18 protein-coding genes are annotated in these 19,772 nt (G+C 64.6%); 9 read left to right on the top strand and 9 right to left on the bottom strand.

From position 1 onward, the window contains the following. Positions 1-3 precede the first annotated feature (3 nt). From ACZ1JC_RS13120 to ACZ1JC_RS13100, 5 genes are all read left to right on the top strand, one after another. Positions 4-1,149 (top strand): EscU/YscU/HrcU family type III secretion system export apparatus switch protein, encoded by a 1,146-nt coding sequence (locus ACZ1JC_RS13120; protein ID WP_465136440.1) that lies wholly within the window; start codon positions 4-6, stop codon positions 1,147-1,149. Between the two features lie 152 nt (positions 1,150-1,301). Continuing rightward, complete coding sequence (gene ubiM / locus ACZ1JC_RS13115) at positions 1,302-2,486, top strand: 5-demethoxyubiquinol-8 5-hydroxylase UbiM (RefSeq protein WP_465136441.1); 1,185 nt, start codon at positions 1,302-1,304, stop codon at positions 2,484-2,486. 63 nt (positions 2,487-2,549) lie between these two features. After that, positions 2,550-4,004, top strand: a complete 1,455-nt coding sequence (gene fliD / locus ACZ1JC_RS13110) for a flagellar filament capping protein FliD (RefSeq protein WP_465136442.1) — start codon at positions 2,550-2,552, stop codon at positions 4,002-4,004. Position 4,005: 1 nt separating this feature from the next. Next, the gene (locus ACZ1JC_RS13105) at positions 4,006-4,377 is read left to right on the top strand and encodes a flagellar protein FliS (RefSeq protein ID WP_465136443.1); all 372 of its coding nucleotides are present in this window, start codon (positions 4,006-4,008) and stop codon (positions 4,375-4,377) included. A gap of 406 nt (positions 4,378-4,783) precedes the next feature. Next, a complete protein-coding gene (locus ACZ1JC_RS13100; protein ID WP_465136444.1) occupies positions 4,784-5,386 on the top strand; it encodes a response regulator transcription factor in 603 nt (200 codons plus the stop codon). A 316-nt stretch (positions 5,387-5,702) separates the two neighbouring features. Here the strand turns inward: ACZ1JC_RS13100 and ACZ1JC_RS13095 are convergent, their stop codons facing one another. Continuing rightward, positions 5,703-6,140: a hypothetical protein gene (locus ACZ1JC_RS13095; RefSeq protein WP_465136445.1), complete on the bottom strand. Its 438-nt coding sequence runs from the start codon at positions 6,138-6,140 to the stop codon at positions 5,703-5,705. Between the two features lie 198 nt (positions 6,141-6,338). Beyond that, positions 6,339-7,055, bottom strand: a complete 717-nt coding sequence (locus ACZ1JC_RS13090; protein WP_465136446.1) for an alpha/beta hydrolase — start codon at positions 7,053-7,055, stop codon at positions 6,339-6,341. Between the two features lie 85 nt (positions 7,056-7,140). Here ACZ1JC_RS13090 and ACZ1JC_RS13085 point away from each other — a divergent pair, with 85 nt between their 5' ends. Together ACZ1JC_RS13085 and ACZ1JC_RS13080 are read left to right on the top strand one after the other, a co-directional pair. After that, entirely contained in the window at positions 7,141-7,701 is a 561-nt protein-coding gene (locus ACZ1JC_RS13085; RefSeq protein WP_465136447.1) for a TetR/AcrR family transcriptional regulator, read from the top strand. A gap of 548 nt (positions 7,702-8,249) precedes the next feature. Beyond that, positions 8,250-9,452, top strand: coding sequence for an IS256 family transposase (locus ACZ1JC_RS13080; RefSeq protein WP_465135341.1), 1,203 nt, complete (start codon positions 8,250-8,252; stop codon positions 9,450-9,452). A gap of 404 nt (positions 9,453-9,856) precedes the next feature. Here ACZ1JC_RS13080 and ACZ1JC_RS13075 read toward each other — a convergent pair whose 3' ends face one another. From ACZ1JC_RS13075 to ACZ1JC_RS13055, 5 genes are all read right to left on the bottom strand, one after another. Continuing rightward, entirely contained in the window at positions 9,857-10,777 is a 921-nt protein-coding gene (locus ACZ1JC_RS13075) for an SDR family NAD(P)-dependent oxidoreductase (protein WP_465136448.1), read from the bottom strand. 114 nt (positions 10,778-10,891) lie between these two features. Next, positions 10,892-12,100 carry a CaiB/BaiF CoA transferase family protein gene (locus tag ACZ1JC_RS13070; protein WP_465136449.1) on the bottom strand — a complete coding sequence of 403 codons (1,209 nt, stop codon included), beginning with the start codon at positions 12,098-12,100 and terminating at the stop codon, positions 10,892-10,894. Further along, the gene (locus ACZ1JC_RS13065; protein ID WP_465136450.1) at positions 12,097-13,122 is read right to left on the bottom strand and encodes an alpha/beta hydrolase; all 1,026 of its coding nucleotides are present in this window, start codon (positions 13,120-13,122) and stop codon (positions 12,097-12,099) included. The genes ACZ1JC_RS13070 and ACZ1JC_RS13065 overlap by 4 nt, the downstream gene beginning before the upstream one ends. Before the next feature lie 109 nt (positions 13,123-13,231). After that, entirely contained in the window at positions 13,232-14,368 is a 1,137-nt protein-coding gene (locus ACZ1JC_RS13060) for an FAS1-like dehydratase domain-containing protein (protein ID WP_465136451.1), read from the bottom strand. Positions 14,369-14,400: 32 nt separating this feature from the next. Further along, complete coding sequence (locus ACZ1JC_RS13055) at positions 14,401-15,996, bottom strand: acyl-CoA synthetase (protein ID WP_465136452.1); 1,596 nt, start codon at positions 15,994-15,996, stop codon at positions 14,401-14,403. Between the two features lie 133 nt (positions 15,997-16,129). On the opposite strand from ACZ1JC_RS13055, the gene ACZ1JC_RS13050 reads away from it, so the two are divergent. Continuing rightward, positions 16,130-16,918, top strand: a complete 789-nt coding sequence (locus ACZ1JC_RS13050) for an IclR family transcriptional regulator (protein ID WP_465136453.1) — start codon at positions 16,130-16,132, stop codon at positions 16,916-16,918. 20 nt (positions 16,919-16,938) lie between these two features. On the opposite strand, the gene ACZ1JC_RS13045 is transcribed toward ACZ1JC_RS13050, so the two are convergent. Together ACZ1JC_RS13045 and ACZ1JC_RS13040 are read right to left on the bottom strand one after the other, a co-directional pair. Continuing rightward, the gene (locus ACZ1JC_RS13045; RefSeq protein WP_465136454.1) at positions 16,939-17,712 is read right to left on the bottom strand and encodes a helix-turn-helix domain-containing protein; all 774 of its coding nucleotides are present in this window, start codon (positions 17,710-17,712) and stop codon (positions 16,939-16,941) included. A 158-nt stretch (positions 17,713-17,870) separates the two neighbouring features. After that, positions 17,871-18,359, bottom strand: coding sequence for a DUF4136 domain-containing protein (locus ACZ1JC_RS13040; RefSeq protein ID WP_465136455.1), 489 nt, complete (start codon positions 18,357-18,359; stop codon positions 17,871-17,873). A 16-nt stretch (positions 18,360-18,375) separates the two neighbouring features. On the opposite strand from ACZ1JC_RS13040, the gene ACZ1JC_RS13035 reads away from it, so the two are divergent. Further along, positions 18,376-19,611: a hypothetical protein gene (locus ACZ1JC_RS13035; RefSeq protein ID WP_465136456.1), complete on the top strand. Its 1,236-nt coding sequence runs from the start codon at positions 18,376-18,378 to the stop codon at positions 19,609-19,611. Positions 19,612-19,772 lie beyond the last annotated feature (161 nt).

The following is a 19,772-nucleotide window of genomic DNA, read 5'->3' as shown; positions in this document are numbered from 1 at the left end:
ACCATGGCCGAGCAGGAAGGCGAAAAGAGCTTTGCCCCCACCGCCAAGCGCAAGAAGGACGCCGCCGAAAAGGGCGACGTCATCCGTTCGCGCGAGATGGCGACGGCGGCAGGCATGGCGATGGGCGGGGCATGGCTCACGCTGGCCGGGCCATGGGTGATGGACCGGCTGCTGCGCGCCCTTGCCACCGGCTTCACCTGGCGCCGCGCCGATATCGACGATTTCACGCCGGGCCAGCGCCTGCTGCAAGTGCTGGTGGAACTGCTGCCGCCGATCCTGGTGCTGGGCCTTGCCGTGCTGCTGGTCTCGCTGATTTCGCAGCTGGGCTTTGGCGAGGGGCGCTGGGTGGGCGGCAACGTGCTGCCCAAGGGATCGCGCATCAATCCGCTTTCGGGGCTGAAACGCATGTTCGGCCCCAGCGGCTGGATAGAGATGGCCAAGGGCGTCGCCAAAGTGACGCTGCTGCTGGCGATCGGCTGGTACTGGGCGCGGGGGCAGATCGAAACGCTGCTCCACCTCGGCAGTGGGGACCTGCTGGGGCAAGTCTCGGCCGCGTGGCACAGCGTGACCACGCTGCTGTTCTGGCTGTCCGGCGGACTGTTCCTGATCGCCATGTTCGACCTGCCGGTGCAGATCGTCCGCCGCCTCTCCCGCCTGAAGATGACGCTTCAGGAAGTGCGGGACGAGAACAAGGATGCCGAAGGCGCGCCGGAAAAGAAGGCCGCGATCAAGCACCGCCAGCGCCAGATCGCCATGGGCGCGCTGATCCCGGCGATGAAGGAGGCGCAGTTCGTCATCACCAACCCCACGCACTTCTCGGTGGCGCTGGCCTACGATCCCGCCAAGGCTCCGGCGCCGGTAGTGCTGGCCAAGGGACGCGGCGAGAAAGCGATGGCGATGCGCGAACTCGCCGCCGAATATGCGGTGCCGATGCTCGCCTATCCCACGCTCGCCCGCTCCGTCTTCTACACCACGCGCGAAAAGCAGATGATCCGCGAGGAACACTACGTCGCCGTCGCCGCGATCCTGGCCTTCGTGCTCTCTCTGAAGCGCGGGGAGAAACGCGCCGCGCCCGAAGTGGCGGTGCCGGTCACCCTGCGCTTCGATGCCGACGGGCGACTGGACCCCACCGGCACGCAAGAGGGCTGATCTGCCCCCTCGCAATCACGAGGGAAAGGGAAGCACTGTTCACAATTTGACGTGAATCATGGCGAAAATCGCGTGTGACCTCCACGGCTTGCACTCCTATCCCGGATGGCCCCCAATCGCCGTCCGACCCGCACAACGATGGAGCCCGCGCGATGACCCATGACCTGATAATCGTCGGCGCCGGGCCGGCCGGCCTGGCCTTCGCCGCCTCGCTGGCGGACGCGGGCCTCAGCATCGCCGTGGTCGAGCGTCAGCCGCTGGAGGCTCTGGTCGAACCGGCGGTCGATGGCCGCGAGATCGCGCTGACGCACCGCTCCGTCCGCGAATTGCGCAAGCTGGGCGCCTGGGGCTGGATCGACCCGCGACAGGTCTCGCCCCTGCGCGAGGCCCGCGTGCTGAACGGCGGCTCCCCCTTCGCGCTGTCTTTCGGAGCCGATGGCACGGGCGAGGACCGGCTGGGCTGGCTCGTATCCAACCATCGCATCCGCCGCGCGCTGTTCGCGGCCACCGAAGCACAGGCGGGCATCGACGTGCTGGCCGGGTGCACCGTGGCATCGCTGCGCAGCGATGCGGACGGCGCCAGCGTCACGCTCACCGACGGAACCCGGCTCCGGACGCGCCTGCTGGTGGGCGCCGATTCCCGCTTCTCCTTGGTGCGCGAGCAACTGGGCATCGATGCGGAGGTAAACCGCACCGGCCGCTCGATGCTGGTATGCCGCATGGCGCACGATCTCGATCACGACGGCGTGGCCACCGAATGGTTCGATCATGGCCAGACCATCGCCATGCTGCCCCTGAATGGCAGGGAACTGAACGGCAGAGAGTCCTCCGCCGTGCTCACCCTCGCCGCGCCTGAGATCGAGCGGCTGGCCGCGCTGGATGCGCAGAGCCTCGCCGCCGAGATCACCCGCCGCTACCACGGCCGCCTCGGCCGCATGAGCCTGATCGGCAAGGCCCATGTCTATCCGCTCGCCACGACTTATGCCCGCCACTTCGCCGCCCGCCGCGCCGCGCTGATCGGCGATGCCGCCGTGGGCATGCACCCGGTTACGGCGCATGGCTTCAACCTCGGCCTTGCCAGTGCCGTCACGCTCGGCAAACTGGTGGCAGATGCGCATCGGCAAGGCGGAGACATCGGCGCATCGCTGCTGCTGCGCCGCTATGAAGCCGCGCACCGCCTTGCCAGCCGGCCTATCTATACCGCCACCAACATGATCGTCGGCCTCTACACCGCCGAACGCCCCGCCGCCCGCGCCGCACGCCATCTGGCCTTGCGCGCCGCCGCACGAATGCCTTTCGTCTCGCGGAGCGTCAGCCGGATGCTGATGCAGCCGTAATGCGGGCCTGATGCAGGCCTAATGCGGGCTTAATAAATCGCCGCGCCTGCCGTCCTGCGCTGCATGGCTACCACCACCTCCACCACTTCGACGACGAGCGCGACATCCTCGCTCACCACTTCCTCGCTGGTAACGGCGCTGGGCGGCGGCAGCGGCGTGGACATGGCCGCGCTGGCCAACAACCTTGCCATCGCGCAGTTCGCCAGCCGCAACGACCGGCTGACGGCGAAGGCGGAGGATCTCAACACGCGAATCTCCACCGCATCGAACATCAAATCGATGTTGCTGGCGATCGACACGTCCTTGGGCACGCTGGTGCGCAGCGGCGATCTGGCGCGCACGCCGAAAGTGGCCAACAGCGCGGTCGCCAGCGGCACCCTGACCGGATCGACCACGCCGACCGGCACCTATTCGCTGGAAGTGAGCAAACTCGCCTCGGCCCAGCAGATCGCCAGCACGGCCTATGGCGCCAAGACCGATGTCGTCGGCGCGGGCACGCTGACGCTGCGCTTCGGCACCGTATCGGGCAGCAGCTTCACGCAGGATACCAGCCACACGGCGGTGAACATCACCATCGACAGCGACGATACGCTGGCCGACGTCGCCACCAAGATCAACGGCAGCAACTCGGGCGTCACCGCCTATGTCGCGCAGACCGTGGACGGCGCGCAACTGGTGTTGAAGGGCGCCGAAGGCGCGAAGAACGGCTTCGTTCTGGATGCCAGTCCGGCGTCCGGTACCACCAGCCTCTCCACCCTCGGCTGGAATCCCGCATCGACCGCCGGCACCGTGCTTTCCAACGCCAGCGATGCTTCGTTCAAGCTGGACGGCCTGGCGATGACCTCCGCCACCAACACGCTGACCGACGTGATCCCCGGCGTGAAAATGACGCTGTCCGCCACCAATGTCGGCGCGGCCACCACGGTCAGCTTTGCCGATCCCACCACCTCCATCGCATCGTCCATGCAGGATCTGATCGATGCGCTGAACGAAGTGGTGGGCACGCTGAACACGGCAACCGCAGTCGGCGGCGATCTCGCCAACGATAGCGGTGCGCGTGCGCTCAAGCGCTCGCTGTCCGCGCTCGGCAGCACCACGATCATGCCGGATGCGACGGGCGCGGCGAAGACGCTGGCCGATCTGGGCCTCAAGACCCAGCGCGACGGCACATACACGCTCGATACGGCCCGGCTGAACGCCACGATCGCCGCAGATCCCGATGGCGTCGCCGCAATGTTCACCAATGGCATCAATGGCGTGTTCGGCACGGTGGACAAGATCTATCGTACCGCCAGTTCCAGCACGGACTATGGATCGCTGGGCGGTTCGATCGCCCGTTACACCAAGCAACTTGCGCAAGTGGCCACCGACCAGAGCGACCTTGCCGACCAGCAGGAAAAGCTGCGCGCCCGGCTGGCCGCGCAGTATTCCGTTTCCGAGACGCGCGTCAGCGTCGCCAAATCCACACTGAGCATGCTGCAGAGCCAGATCGCCCAGTGGAACAAGTCGAGCGATTGAGATGCTGCGCCAACAGAACCCCAACGAAGCCTATCGCCGCGTCGACTTCGACGCCCGCGTCAATGGCGCCAAGCCCGCCGATCTGGTCCACTTGTGCTACGAACATCTGGTGGCGGCGCTGGGCACTGCGATCCATGCCGACAAGATCGGCGACAACGGGTTGCGCAGCCGCTCGCTCACCCGTGCGCTGACCGCGATCACGGCGCTGCAACTGGGCGTTTCGGGCGAAAACAGCATGGCCGGCGCGCTCAACCAGCTCTACACGGCGGCGCGGCGCACCGTGCTGGACTGCGCGATCACTTTCGATGCCCGCCGGATCGGCACCCTGCGCCAGGATTTCGACGAAATCGGCCGCGCGCTGCAAGCTGGCTGAGCGGAAAGTTTGAACATTCGCGAAATGCGAATTTTGCGGCACCGGCCCTCTCCCGTTCCGAAGAACACGAAAAGGTCCGGGGGACCTTTTCGCTGAGGGGGCCTACCACCCATCGGTAGTATCCTGCGGGTGGTAGGGTGGGGGAGAGGGCCGGTGCCGCCTCAAAAATGCCCCTGCGGGCATTTTTCAAACGGTCGCTAAAACATGCTTTGCAGGCATTTTCCAAACAAGACTAATTTTAAGTTATTATAATAGCTAGGTCCGATTCGGTTTGCGTTTTCGCCCGAATTTCCTGCGTATTTACCGAAATGGATGGGGCTGCGTCGGTTTTGGATCAGGTCTCGCGCCCGCTTTTCACTGCACTGAGATAACTTCCTTAAGGCAGATGCCGAATAAGGAGGATACCATGGAGCGGATTTCAAACCTCATCCTCATCGATAACGATATGCGACGTCGTGCTGCCATCAGCCACGCCCTGTCCAACGGCAACATCCATGTCGAACCGTTCGAGAACATATCCGAACTGTCCAGTACCTGGCCAAGATCGGGCGTGATCCTGATCCATGACGAAGCCGGCGCGATCGACGATCTGATCGAATCGATGGCCCGTCACGGCGAATGGTTCCCGATCATTGCCTTCAGCGAAGCCCCCTCGGCCAACCGCATCGTCGAAGCCATTCTGGACGGCGCGATCGACTACATTGCCTGGCCGATCTCCGCCGCCGAACTCAACGATACGTTGTCGCGCGCGATCGATCGGGCCGAAAGCGTGGGCAATGCGAAGCTGCGCGAAGTCATGGCCCGGGCCCGCGTCGAACGGCTGACCCGCCGCGAACGCGAAGTGCTGGGCGGCGTGGCCAGTGGCCTGTCGAACCGGCTGATCGGCGAACGCCTCTCGATCAGCCCGCGCACGGTGGAAATCCACCGCGCCAACATGCTCAACAAGCTGGGCGCCAACCACACGTCCGACGCGATCCGCATCGCGATCGAAGCGGCGCTGGTCAATTGAGCCTCTGCTGAGCAGGTCGTCCCGGGGGCCGGGCACCGTTCGAGCCAATCCTTTCGAACGGGCCCGGATCAGCCCCTAGCGCGGCAGGCACGAAGGTTTAGCGGATGCGATGCTACCCAGTCAGTGCCGGCTCGCCACACGATTGATCCTGCCGGCATCCGGTTCCGCATTCCGCCGCAGCAGCGGCCGGAAAAGACGACACGGCCAGATACCCTCCCGGCCGGAGCCGTCGCGGTTCCCCCGATGAACAGACTGACGGCGCATCCGAAACCTCGTGCGACCCCTTTGGATGCGCCGTCCCGTTTGCGGAGATCGTTCAGTGCAACCGGGCCCCGGCAGGCAGCGTCAGGGGAGAGGATATCGCATCCTCGCGCTCCAGACCCGCCAGCAGCATCGACACGTAGGCCGCCAGCAATGCCAGCGCCAGAGTCGCGCCTTCGCTGATCACCTCTTCCGATCCATCGGGAAGCACCAGCGTGGCCAGACAGGTCCCGGCACTGCCGCGAGAGACCATGCAGTTCACGTCCGGCCCCAGGATCGCCAGCACGGCGCTTTCCGCAGCACCGCACGCCAGCATCGCCTCGATAGTGGATGGTTCGAACATTGCCGTGGCATCGCCTGCGGGATCGTGCAGCAGCAGCACGGCTTCCCGGATCCGATCATGCTCCTCTACCGCCGCGCTGCCGGCGCAGTCGTGCAGAAAATCCCGCAGGCGTGCGGTCCATACGTCGGTTTCGGATACGTGATCGGTCAAGACACTCGCCATCGTTAGCAACCCGTTCGAGCGGATAGCGCCAAAGTCCCCATGTGGCCCCGGCTGTCAATCCGCACAAATCACGTGGGTTCTCACCCCGTGTCAGGTTGCTACAGCCTATTCACCATTGGTGAAGCAAGTGTTCATCGAACCGAAAACAGTTCCGCGGCAGCAAGTCTCTCCATAATCGTGCGAATTTCAGCTTCTGGCGATGACATCCAGCCGTTCGGCCACCCAGTCGGGCTCGGTAAGCATCAGATCGTGTCCGGTATCGATATCCCACACGCGGCCTTGTGATCGATCGGTCAACAGCGCCATATCGCGTCCGGAGATGGTCGAAGTGCAGATCAGATGGCTTTCGGGAATCGCCCGCATGGCCGATTCGCCGGTGAAAGCGATCTTCTGCGCGAAGCATTTCCAGGGCTGGCGCGTCAGCCGCGCATCGGTCCAGGCGCCCAGTTCCGGATCGGTCACACCGAAGAAGGCGGCAAAGCCGGGCATGGGTTCCAGCACCACGTCCACACCGTCCACTTGCTGCATCGTCTGGCGCGCCTGATCGATCATTTCGAAGGCATGTTCGTGCAGCGATTCCCCGTCTCGCGGATAGGCGGCATCCAGATAGACGCGGTGCCCCACCCGGCCCGGCTGCCGGTCCGCCGCGCCGGTGATGACCATGCCGCCATAGCTGTGGCCGACCAGGATCGCGTCGGTCAGATCCTCGTATTCCAGCAACTGTGCAATGTCGTCGATATGGGTTTCGAGATCGATATCGGGGCTCAGCAGGTGCTTCCGGTCCCCCAGCCCGCTGAGCGAAGGCGCATGAACCTCGTGCCCCATGGCGCGCAGCCGCTGCGCCACCGGCTTGTAGCACCAGCCGCCGTGACCGCCGCCGTGAACCAGAACGAAAGTCGCCATCTCAGCCTTCTCCGCAGTTATGTTATCGACTGGTAACTTCTGTTGCTCTTGCCCTTCTGTCAATCCCGGCGATAGCCTACAGGCGATGGAAACGCCTCCTCTCCGAAACAGTCCCCGAAATGCCGAAGCCACGCGCGCGCGCATTCTCGACGCGGCCAAGCACCTGTTTTCGACCAGCGGCTATTCGCATACCGGCATCCGCGAAATCGCCGCGCGCGCCGGGATCAGTTCGCCATTGCTGCTGCGCTACTACGGATCGAAAGCGGGGCTGTTCGAAGCGGCGCTGGATCAGGCCATGGCGGTCGATCCGCTACTGGCCGTCGCGCCGGAGGATTTCGCCCGCCACATCACCGCCGAACTGCTGGGCAGCGCGGAATCGGTACAGCCGATGCTGATGATCGCCATGGCCTCCGGCGCGCCGGAAGCGGCCGAGATCGCCGCCCGTGTCTTCGCCCGCCGCTGCATCGAGCCGCTGGCCGGGGCGATCGGCGGAGAAAGCGGCGCGGTGAAGGCGCTGGAAATCTCGATCCTGTCGATCGGCTTCGTGTTCTTCCTGCGCCACCTGCCGCTGACCGGCTTCGGCGAAAGCGAGCGCGCGCAAGTGGCGGACTGGTTTACGCGGTGCCTGCAGGACTTGCGCGGCTAGGCGCCTGGCGAGCCGTCATGGGAGCCTGATGGTCTGAGATGGTAATGCGTTGCCATCACCCCACCCACCCCGCTCATGCTGAGCTTGTCGAAGCAAGGGGAGCCGCAGCGCCTAGCCTAGGGGGCTTCGACAAGCTCAGCCTGAGCGGAGTTGGAAGGACGGCTTTGGGAGGAAAGCGGACCCTATGACGGGCTAGGTTCGCTCGGCTGACCGTTCATAAGAAATAGTCACGAACAGGGCCAATGCTGTTACCCCCAACCACGTTAGGACGGCGAGTACGAACTCGCCATGCCATGACGTTCGTACAAGGAAGGCAAGTAAAATAGTCGAACCAAGCGCTAAGTGACAAAAACTGCGGAATGGTCGCTGTACCCGCTTTTGGATCAGGCCAAACGCTGCCCCGACCGCAAGAAAAACAATCCCACTAATTACAGATCGAACCGAAAAGATCGTGTCCCGGGAGGTGGTGTAGCTGAGGGTTGAGGTGGTCACCGTGATTTTCGGATAGGTTTGGGTTGCGAAACTCGAACCTGACGGAAGGAATCACGATGACCGATCCGATGATGCACCTGCGTTCGCTGGTAGAGAAGACCCCGGACGCGGATATTCTACGCGAGATGATCTCGTTTGCCGCCGAGCGGCTGATGGAGATGGAAGTCGGCAACCTGACTGGCGCTGGCTACGGCGAGAAGTCTCCCGACCGGCTTGTTCAGCGCAACGGGCACCGCGAGCGCGACTGGCAGACGCGGGCCGGCACTGTCGAGCTGCGGATCCCAAAGTTGCGCAAAGGCAGCTACTTTCCCGTTTTCCTCGAACCACGTCGGATGGCGGAGCGGGCGCTGACTGCGGTGATCCAGGAGGCCTACATCCAGGGCATTTCCACCCGCTCAGTGGACGATCTGGTCAAAGCGCTTGGCATGGACGGCATCTCCAAGAGCCAAGTGAGCCGCCTATGTGAGGAGCTCGACGAGCGCGTGCATACCTTCCTGGACCGCCCGATCGAAGGGGATTGGCCGTACCTTTGGATCGACGCAACCTACGTGAAGGTTCGGCAGAATGGGCGGATCGTCTCGGTGGCGGTGATCGTCGCGGTAGGCGTGAACAGCGACGGTCGCCGCGAAGTGCTGGGCATGGACATCGGCGCCTCGGAAGCCGAGCCTTTCTGGACCGCCTTCCTGCGCAAGTTGACGCGCCGAGGACTGCGCGGCGTCAAGCTGGTCATCTCCGACGCGCACGAAGGCATCAAGGCAGCCGTCTCCAAACTGCTCTGTGCCACGTGGCAGCGCTGCCGGGTTCACTTCATGCGCAATGCGCTGGCTCATGCCGGTAAAAGCGGCCGCAGGGTTGTCTCCGCCTTCATCGCCACCGCCTTCGCTCAGGAAACACCCGAGGCCGCCAGCCAGCAATGGCGTGCCGTGGCCGATCAGGTGCGACCCAAACTGCCCAAACTGGCAAACCTGATGGATGAAGCCGAACCCGATGTGCTGGCCTACATGACCTTCCCGCGCGAGCATCGCGCCAAATTACACAGCACAAACCCCATCGAGCGCCTCAACGGCGAAATCAAACGCCGCACGGATGTCGTCGGCATCTTCCCCAATGAGGCTGCCATCACCCGACTCATCGGCGCTATCCTCATGGAACAGTCAGACGAATGGGCCGTCCAGCGTGCCCGCTATATGACCCTTGAAACCATGGCGCCGGTCAGCGACAATCCAATCACCATGCTCTCAGCAGTCCCAGGAGCATGAACGGCCCAGACGGATGCCGAAATGCGCGGCGCCTCGGCTTCAGCTACACCACGCCCCGGGACACAGTCTCCGAAAATCCGGCCATTAGGAAAAACATCACGACCATCCAAATTTGCGGCTTCCATTTCCGCCAATTCATCAGCCCGTTCGTCATCCTCCCTTGATGTCACTTGTGCTCAACGACCGCAATGGGGCGACAGAAGAAACAAGGAGGTTCGCGCGAAGGCGCGGAGGCGCAAAGGTGTTGTGTAAAGCTCCAGGTCATTTCTGTCTTCTCGCGTAGCGGATAGCGCAACGTCAAAAAGAAGGGCGGCTTTGCCGCAAGAACGACCTCTTTGCGCCTCCGCGCCTTCGCGCGAACTCTTTTTTCTTTGTTTACCCCCAGCCAAAGACAGTGAAGCCCGTCAGGCCACGGTTTCGCGCCGGATCATCGCGAAGCCATAGAGCAGATGCTCCAGCTGCCCGTCCGGCACCGGCGGGAAAGCCAGAACCTCGCCGCCGCCCCGGATGGCATCGATCTGTTCGGCCACTTGCTCCAGCGACCAGTCCGGCCGGAACGCGCCTTCGTTCTCCACCACTTTGGCGCGCGCCAGACGGCCGCCCATGGCGACGAACATCTCGCCCGAAGCCTCGCAGCTTTCGTGGCAGAGATAGCCGACCATCGGCGCCACCTGCTCCGGCTCCATCGGCGGGAACTGGCTGGTGTCGATCCCGTCGGACATGCGGGTGACGGCGGCGGGCACGATCAGGTTGGACTTCACGTTATTGTGCTGCCCCTCGATCGCGGCGGTGTTGGAGAGGCCCATGAAGCCCGCCTTGCACATCGCATACGTCACATTGTCCGACTTGCCGTAGAGCCCGTTGATCGAACTGGTCAGCACGATCCGCCCGAAGCCCTGCGCCATCATGTGCGGAAACGCCTCCCGCACCACGTGATAGGCGCCCTTCAGATGGACATCGAGGACGCTGGTGAAATCCTCGTAGGCAAGATCGGTCAGCTTACCCCGCCGCACGTTCCCGGCCGAGTGGATCAGGATGTCGATCCGTCCGAAGGCATCGAGCGCGGACTGGATGATCGCCTTGCCGCCCTCGGGCGTGGCGACGCTGTCGGTATTGGCCACAGCCTCCCCGCCCAGGGCGCGGATTTCGGCGGCAAGCGCCTCTGCCGGGCCTTCGTCGGTGGCATCGCCCGCCATCGAGACGCCGGGATCGTTAATGACGATCTTGCAGCCCCGGCTCGCCAGCAAAAGCGCATGCGCCCGCCCGAGCCCACGCCCGCCGCCGGTGATCACGGCAACACGGTTATCGAAGCGCAGGTCTGGCATAGTCATCTCCCACCAGTCATCGTCATTGCGAGCGGCAAAGCCGCGCGGCAATCCAGAGTCGCCCAAGCCGCCATGGATTGCTTCACTCCGTTCGCAATGACGAAGGTTCGGGTCTCACGCAACGACGCCCGACGCCCTGAGCGCCGCAATTCGCTCCGGCGAAAGATCGAGCACGTCTTCCAGAATGGCATCGGTGTGCTCGCCCAGCACCGGCGGCGCGCTGGGCACCGGCTGAGGGGCATCGGTGAAACGGATCGGGCGATTGACGATGGGGATCGGCCCCAGCGTCTTGTGCTGCGTTTCCACCACCATCTCGCGCTCCACCGCCTGCGGCTGCGCCAGCGCTTCGGACACGCCCAGGATCGGCGCGTGCGGCACTTCGTGCGCGGCGAAGATCGCCACCAGTTCGTCCACGCTGTGGCGCTCCGTGAAGGCGCTGACGATGGCGTTGACCTCCGCCCGCGCGTCGCGGCGCTTTTCCAGCGTGTCGTAGCGCGGGTCTTCGGTCAGTTCCGGCCGATCGATGGAGCGGCAGATGCGGCTCCAGAACCCCGGCGTCAGGCAGGCGACGACGATCGAACCCTCGCGCGCCGGGAAGATGCCATAGGGTACCAGATTGGGATGCTGCGACCCTACCCGGCTGGGGTCGGTGCCGTTGAAGAAGGCGAGCTGCGCGATGTAGCCCAGCATGCCGATCAGCCCGTCCATCAGGCTGACGTCGATATGCCGGCCCACGCCGGTCCGCTCGCGCTCGTAAAGGGCGGAGAGGATGCCGATGGGCCCGTTGATGCCGCCGACCAGATCGCCCAGCGGAATGCCCAGCTTGGTCGGCAGCCCGTCCGGCTCTCCGTTCATGGAGAGCGCGCCGGACATGGCCTGAAGCACGATGTCGAAACTGGGCCGGTCCTTCAGCGGGCCGGTCTGGCCATAGCCGGAGATAGAGCAGTAGATCAGGCGCGGATTGATCGCCTTCATCGCCTCGTACCCAAGGCCGAGCCGATCCATCACGCCGGGGCGGTAGTTCTCCACCAGCACATCGCACTTGGCCGCCAGATCACGCACCAGCGCCAGCCCTTCCTCGCTCTTGAGGTCGACGACGATGGATTTCTTGCCGCGATTGACCGCGAGGTAATAGTGGCTCTCCCCATCGCGCGTGGGCGGGAAAGTGCGCGTCTCATCCCCGGTGCCGGGAGGTTCGATCTTGAACACCTCGGCACCCATGTCGGCCAGCGCCAGACTGGCAGCGGGCCCCGCCAGCACGCGGGTAAAGTCGATCACCCGCACCCCGGCAAGCGGACCGGCCCAAGGTGTGTCTGACGTCATCGGGACAGGTTCTCGCGGAAGAAGGAGAGGATCAGCGCCACGGCATCGCGCCCTTCGGGCATGTGGAGGCCGTAGTGGTAGCAGTGGCCCATGCCCTCGCCCACGATCAAGGTGGAGCGGATACCGGCCTTGAGCAGCTGGGAGTTCGTGAAGATCGCCGGGCTGAGGTCCATCGCGCGGGTGCCGGTGATGATCAGCGTGGGTGGGAAAGTGGCCAGCACGTCCAGATGATAGCCCGGCCAGGCGCTGGGATCGCGCGGATCGCAATGATCGAAATAGCCGCGCGTGATGTCGATGGGCGTGCTGCCGTCGGCGGGCGGCGGCGGGAACGAGCCGTCGATATACCCTGCGACATAGGCGGACTCGCCCGCCCCGAACGGCACCCCGCCCGCGCCGAAAATGCCGACTGCGCCCGCTTGCGGCAGTCCATGCGCCGGAAGCCATGCCGCCGCCTGCGCCGTCAGCGCGCCGCCTGCGGAACCGCCGTAGATGCCGATCCGGCCCGGCGCGTAGTCCTGCAGCAGCGCGGCATAGACCGCCGCAACGTCCTCCACACCCGCCGGGTGGCGATATTCAGGTGCCATGCGGTAATTGACGCTGACGACGCGGAACTTGCCGAGCGCGGCGATGGGGATCGCCTCCATCAGCGCAATCCCGTCCCACCCCACGGTGAAGGCCCCGCCGTGCAGGTTGATCAGCACGCGCTCAGGATCGTGGCTGCCATCCGCCGGGGTGACGTCCAGAACCTCCACGCCGCCGATGGTTTTCGTGACGATCTCCACCGCGAAATTCTCACGCAGGCGGGCGACGCCTTGCGCGGCATAGGCATTGATCTGCTCGCGCCGGGCCGCAATGTCCGCCTCATGCTCACCGGCGGCATCGAAGGCCGGCATTGTCGCGCGAGAACGCTGGAACGCGGCGGCTTCCTCGCTCAGCAGGCTGGAGACCGGCAGGACGAAGGCCGAAACCCGCACATCGCCATTGGCTTCGAATTGCGGCGCCGCCGCTGCATCCTGTCCCACTGCCTGCTCTCCCGTTATTTTTCGCAGCATTCATACGACACGGCCCGGACCTTGCGCAAAGGTCCGGACCGAAATCGCTGCACCGGTATGCGACCCGGAGCGCTCGTTATCAGCCCTTACTGGGCAGTTCCGCAACGGCGGTGCCGAAAGCCGAGAGTTCACCGCGATGGGTGGTCGCCTTCTGCGCCACTTCGACGAACTTCTTGCCGCCTTCCTCGAACTTGCGCGTCACTTCGCCGGTGATGATGATGGCGTCACCATCCGGGTTGTGGCGACGGATCTGGCAGTCGGACTTGGTGAGGAAGCCATCGTCGCCGATCCAGTTGGTCATGTGGTGCGTCAGCCACGAGCAGCGCTCCGGGCCGTAATCGTAAGCGCCCGGCGCGCCTACTTCGAGAGCGAAAGCTTCGTCCCAGTGCACGCGCTCGGGGCAGTCCGGCACGTTGAAGCGGTTGCGGATGCCCAGACCTGGGTGCGCCTTCTGCATCTTGTAGGCCAGCTTGTTGGCGCGGATGTAGAGGCCGCCCCAGCCCTGTGCGTAGCAAATGAAGCCGGTGACGGTCATCGGGCCCTTCATCATCGGCGGCAGCTTGTCGCCGACGTTCACGTCCTCGAAGTAGCGCGGGGTGGCGCCGCGGATCTCTTCCTGGTCGTAGATGTCGTAGAATTCGTCGAGCTGGGCCTGGGTGAAGGGCTCCACGCGGCCGCGCGCTTCGGTGTACTTGGTGCCGCGCTCGCGCGCCTCGTCACGGTCGGTGCGGAACACCCACGAATCCGCGCCGGCAACCTGCTCGCCGTGCTGGTTGTAGAAATCGACGTGGTAGATCTGCTGGAACGAGCGGCCGGCGAACTTGGTCTGGTGCTCGACCAGATCCTTCAGATAAGCGACGGTGGTGATGGTGTCGTTGCGCAGCACCGGCTTCTGCCAGGTCCAGTCCGCACCCGCCCACATGGCGTGCACGCCCGAAAGACCGCCGCAGTAGCCGGAGACGATGCGGCTGGTGGTGAACAGGAACGAAGGCAGCGCGACGATCGAGCCGTACTTGGTGTTCTTCGCATATTCCGGATCGCACCACAGCGGATTGTCGTCGCCGATGCCGTGGGCATAGTGGCGGATCGCGTCGCGGGTGGCTTCGTAGTTCCACGGCTCAACGGTGTTCTCGATCTTCACGCCGATGCGGGCGCGCAGATCGTCGAGGCCGGCCTCGGTGATCTTGGGGAACTTGGATTCTGCTGTGGTTGCCATTTCGGTACTCTCCTGGATTCGTTGAATAAGTTTCAGCCGACCGCTTCAGCGGCTTTCGCCGCCTCGCGATCGCGCAGCATCTTGCGGTGGACCTTGCCGGCCGGGTTCTTGGGAAGCTCTTCCACGAACTCCACGATGCGCGGGAATTCGTGCTGGGCCAGACGTTCGCGGGTGAAGTCCTGAAGCTCCTTAACGAAGGCATCGTCGCCCGCGCGGTTGGCGACGACGAAAGCCTTCACCACTTGCCCGCGCTGCTCATCCGGCACGCCGATCACGCCGCATTCGAGGACGTTTTCATGCCGCAGCATGGTGTTCTCGATCTCGACGGCGGACATCGTCCAGCCGGCCGAGATGATCACGTCATCGGCGCGGCCGCAGTGGTAGAAATAGCCTTCGTCATCGATCTTCGCGCGGTCCTTGGTGGTCATCCAAGCGCCGCCCCGCCAGAGCATCAGCTCGCCGATCTCGCCGGGCGCGGTGGGGGTGCCATCGGGGCGCTGGACTTCCAGCTTCTGCCCCGGCACCGCCTTGCCCAGCGAACCCGGCTTCACCGTGAAGTCCGCCGCGCCGGGGTAGTTCACCAGCACCACGCCGATCTCGGTGGTGCCGTACATCGAGCAGACGGGCACCTTAAATGCCCCGTCGATGAATTCCAGCGTCGCCGGATCGATCGGCTCCCCGGTGTAGGACAGCTTGCGGAAGTGGAACGTGTAGTCCCCCGCCGCGCCGCTGTTCTTCATCATGCGGTAGTGCGTCGCCGCCGCCGACATATTGGTGATGCCATAATCGTCCAGCGCCTTCATCAGCCGCACCGGATCGAAGCGCCCGGCGAAAGTGCCGGTGGTGACGCCGAGCCCCAGTGGCGCCAACGTGCCGTGCCACAGACCATGCCCCCATGCGGGCGAGGACGGGCAGAAGAACTCATCGCCTTCCCCGTTTGCGGTCTTGGGCCTGATCCCGGTGCCATAAAGCGCCGCGAACATCAGCGTAACCAACGCCTTGTGCGTGTGCTTCACCGCTTCGGGCAGTTCGCGCGTGGTGCCGCTGGTGTACTGGAACACGGCCAGATCGCCCGCCTTGGTCTTCGGCGTATAGGTCGCGGGGAACTTCGCGATCTCGTCCAGCAGGCCCTCGTCCGCGACGATCACGCGCAGCCCGTTTTCCGCCGTCACGGCGCCTCGTGCGAGCTCCGCCTTCTCGGCATTGGTGACGAGGATCGAGGGCTTGCAGTCGTCGATCCGCAGCTTCAGCGCGTCCGGCCCGAACAGCGTGAACAGCGGCACGGAGATCGCCCCGGTCTGCATCGCCCCGAACAGGCAGACGTAGAACGGCAGCGAGGGTTCGAGCATGAAGGCGATGCGCTCGCCCGGCTGCACACCCTCGGCATCGAGCCAGTGGGCGAACCGTGCGGCCCCGGCGGCGATCAGATCGAAGCTGAGGATTTCATCGCGGCCGTCCGCATGGGCAATCCGCACCGCCGCCCGGCCCGAGCCATCGGCATGGCGAGTGATGCACTCATGCGCGATGTTGAGCACGTCGCGGTCGCCGTCGAACAGCTCCCACAGCGCGGCCGACGAGGCATGCGCCTGCGCATCGGCATAGCTCGAAAGGTCGGTCAACTTCGCCATCGCTCATCCCGCTCCACGCACCGCCCTGAATCGCTTCTGCGACTCACGCGCCGGTCGTTTGTCCTTGTGTTCAACAAATGTGATGAAGTGGGCTTGTTTTGTAAATATTGAATGTTATTCTATATATTGAACAATGATCCCCACAGACCCCCTCGAAGACGCCGTGCGCGCCAGCAAGGCCCCCGCCATCGCCCGGGCGGCGGCAGTGCTGCGCCTGCTGGGCAAGCGCGGATCGCCGATGGGGGTGCAGGCCATCGCCCGCGAACTGGGCCTTGTGCCCAGCACCTGCCTCTATGTTCTAAGGGCCTTGGTGGCCGAGGAATTCGTGGCTTTCGATCCCGATACCAAGCGCTACGCGCTCGACGCTGGCGTGCTAACGCTCGCCCGCGGCTGGCTAAAGCGGGACCAGTTCAACGACCTTGCGCAAGGCCCGCTCGACCGCATCTCGCGCGACTTCGGCCTGACCACGCTGGGCGTGCAGGTCTTCGGGCTGGACCACATCATCGTCACGGCGATGGCGCAATCGGGCGAGGCATTCCAGCTCTCCACCCAGGTGGGCAGCCGCTTCCCCGCGCTCGTGTCCGCCACCGGCCGCTGCATTGCCGCCTTCGGCGTGGAGGACCTTGAAAGCCTGCACCCGCGCTTCGAAACGCTGCGCTGGGACCATGCCCCGTCATGGCAGGAATGGTGCGCGCAAGTCGCCGAAGCGCGGCTGACCGGCGTGGCCGTGGACGACGGCCACTACATCGCCGGCGTCACCGTGATCGCCGCGCCGGTGTGGAAAGGCAGTCGCGGCAGCGGCGCGCCTTCCCATGCACTTGTCGCCATCGGCATCGGCGCAACGCTGCGCGGCGAGATGGACCGGGTGAAACAGGCACTGGTCGGCGCGGCGCGCTCGCTCAGCGAGCATCTGGCGGGCTAGGCGACCCGCGCCCGCCCGACTTACTCGATCGTCACGCCCGCCACGCGCCACACGCCATCTTCGCGCGCCAGCGAAACCGTCTCCACCGCATCCGCCTTGTTGGCGTAGCGGGTGCGGAACTTCACGACTTCGTAGCCTGCCGGCGGCGCGGGCAGGTTCTCCTGACTGAGCAACGTGCGCGAGATCACCGCACCCAGCGGCACGCGCACCTTCTCGGACGTCTCCGCCCATACCTGCAGGGTGTTCAGCTTCTGGAATGCGGAGCCGGTCCCCTTGTAGCTATCCGCCCAGCGCCCCTGATCGACCAGCGTCAACCACTGGCGCGCCGCATCGACGACCTCCTGATTGACCGCACTGGTCGGTACTGGCGAGGGCGATGTGGCGACTTGCGTGAGGCTGGCGAGCGCCAGAAGGCCAAGGGCAAAGGTCATGAGCAGAACTCCGATGCTGATCCGGCGATGGCGATGAAGCCACCCCGCGCCGCCGATCGGCGCCTCTGCCTGATCCGCCCGGACCGCCGCCCCGTCTCCCCCGATTCCCGTGTCCACAAGCAATTCGGGGGCTGGAGCGGCTCCAATATCCCCCTCCACTTCCAGCAGCAGACGCGCCGCCTCCCGGCTGCTGGACACTGCCATCTTGCGCCGCGCATCGCGCAGCCGCTCATTGATCGTATGGACCGAAAGGTCGAGGCTGCGGGCAATCGACTTGGCATCGTGCCCGCGCACGATCAGGCGAAGCGTCTGCTTCTCCTTCTCGGTAAGGCCCCAGGAAGCGTGGTGCACCGGCATGTTCATACCTTCCGGTGCCTAATGTACCCGGCGGCGCCTCAGCCACCCCGAAAATCTTGTACCTTCGGCCCGGGCGATGGTCTCCGGCGTGGTCGCGGCGCACCGATCCTGTGACCGGTGCGCCCCAAGTCAGTTCAGGTCACGTCAGGTCAGGTCAGGTCAGGTCAGGCTGCAGCGCGGGCCGGGAACTGGGCCATCAGCTTGCCCACTTCCTTCTCCACCTTTTCGGGATTGAGCTTCGTGCCGACATCGTCGACGGCCTGCCCATGCCAGAGCGGCCGCTTCGTCTTGGCATCGAAAACATCGACGGAAAGCTGCCCCTCGCGATACTGGTGCACGTCCACCTGGCGCCCGAACGCGCCCCAGGTCTCGATATCCGTCTTGTCCTTGGCCCCCACGGTTATGACCACGGCCAGATCGCCCGCGGACCCTTTGGTGTAGCCCTTGCCGGTCAGGCCCTGCTCGATATCCATGCGGATACGCTCGTAGGCGACGGGATCGATCCCAGCCGGCGGACCGGGGTTCACGAAATAGAACGTCTTGTAATCGGCAAAATTGACGCCCGGCGTCGCATCGGACGAGACTTTCGCCAGAGTGGCAACCGGTGTCGCAATCATGGCCGCAAGCGCTGCGGCAAGTACCAGCTTTTTCATGTTCAGGCTCCGTCGCATGCTGTTCGTCGTATTGGCAGTTCGTCGTATCGGCGGCAGCATAAGGACGGCACGTGCCCGCGTTGATGAGGATTTTCCCGAGATCGGCGCAAGGGAAGTCCCGATGGGGCGCGCCGCCAATTCGCTCTACCAATGGAAGGCGCGAGGCCGAGGACGATGGGCGATGGAAGACGGCGCGAGACGGTTCTGGTTCTCTTTCGTCCTGCCGCTGCTCGCCCTGTCGACACCGGGGTGTACGTCCATCGGCGCGCAGCGCATGGGGATCGATCGGTCGGACTATTCCATGCGCCTGCTGCAGAACAACAAGGAGCAGTTGCTGCTCAATATCGTGGCGATACGCTACGGCGATGCCCCCGCATTCCTGGAAGTGGGCTCGGTCATCAGCCAGTACACGCGCGAAGGCTCGCTTCACGCCGATTTCGGCATCAATCCCGCCCCCGACGACGCCAGCGGGGCCGCCGGCGCCAATGTCCTGCTGCGGGAAACGCCCACGATCACTTACGCGCCGCTATCGGGAGAGCGCTTCTCACGCAGCATGCTTTCGCCGATCCCGCCGGCCTCGCTGCTGGCGATGATGGAGGCGGGATGGTCCGCCGAATATCTCCTCCGGCTCTCGGCCCGATCGATCAACGGCGTTCGCGCGGGCAGTCACGATCCCCTGTTCGCCGGCGCGGCGGATCCGCAGTTTTCCCTCATCATCAAGGCGCTCGGACGCTTGCAGCGCAGCGGCGGCATTGCCCTGCATATCGAGCGCGACGAGAAATCGCACTTCACGGCCCGCGCGATCCTGTCGAGAGAACCTTCGGCGAGCGATCGCGCGGATCTCGACTTCATCCGACATGCCCTCAATCTGCCGGACGATGCCAAGGAACTCGCGATCCGTTTCGGGGCGGCTCAACCGGCGTCCGGCCAACTGGCGATAGGCTCCCGCTCGATGTTCGAAATCCTGACGGAAATGGCACAGGGCGTCGACATTCCCGACAAAGATCGCAATGGCAGGGCCGCCGACGCGCAAACCGATCCCGCCGGAACGGCCCCTCTGGTCCGCATCCATTGCGGCGCCACCCGCCCCGCCGATCCGCATGTCGCGATCCGCTATCGCGGCAACTGGTTCTGGATCGATGGCACGGACAGCGAATCCAAGCGCATGTTTCTGATCGCCCAGATATTGCTGTCGCTCAACGATTCCAGCAGCGCCAACAACGCGCCGCTGGTGACAATCCCGACCGGCTGAGCGGCAGGCTTCTGAGCGCCCGGAATGGAAGGGTTTTCCTACGCCGCGCCGCTCTGTCATGGTCGCCTGCGCAGCGGTCTTTGACATCGGAAAGATTGGGGGGCGGAAATAGTCGGCCGCCCCGCCGCATGGTGACACGCACCGGCGGAAAGTGTCACCTT

Source organism: Sphingomonas sp. BL-S-28, from assembly GCF_055521515.1.
Note: the sequence above shows the minus strand (reverse complement) of the source record. Positions and strands in the feature narration are given on the sequence as shown.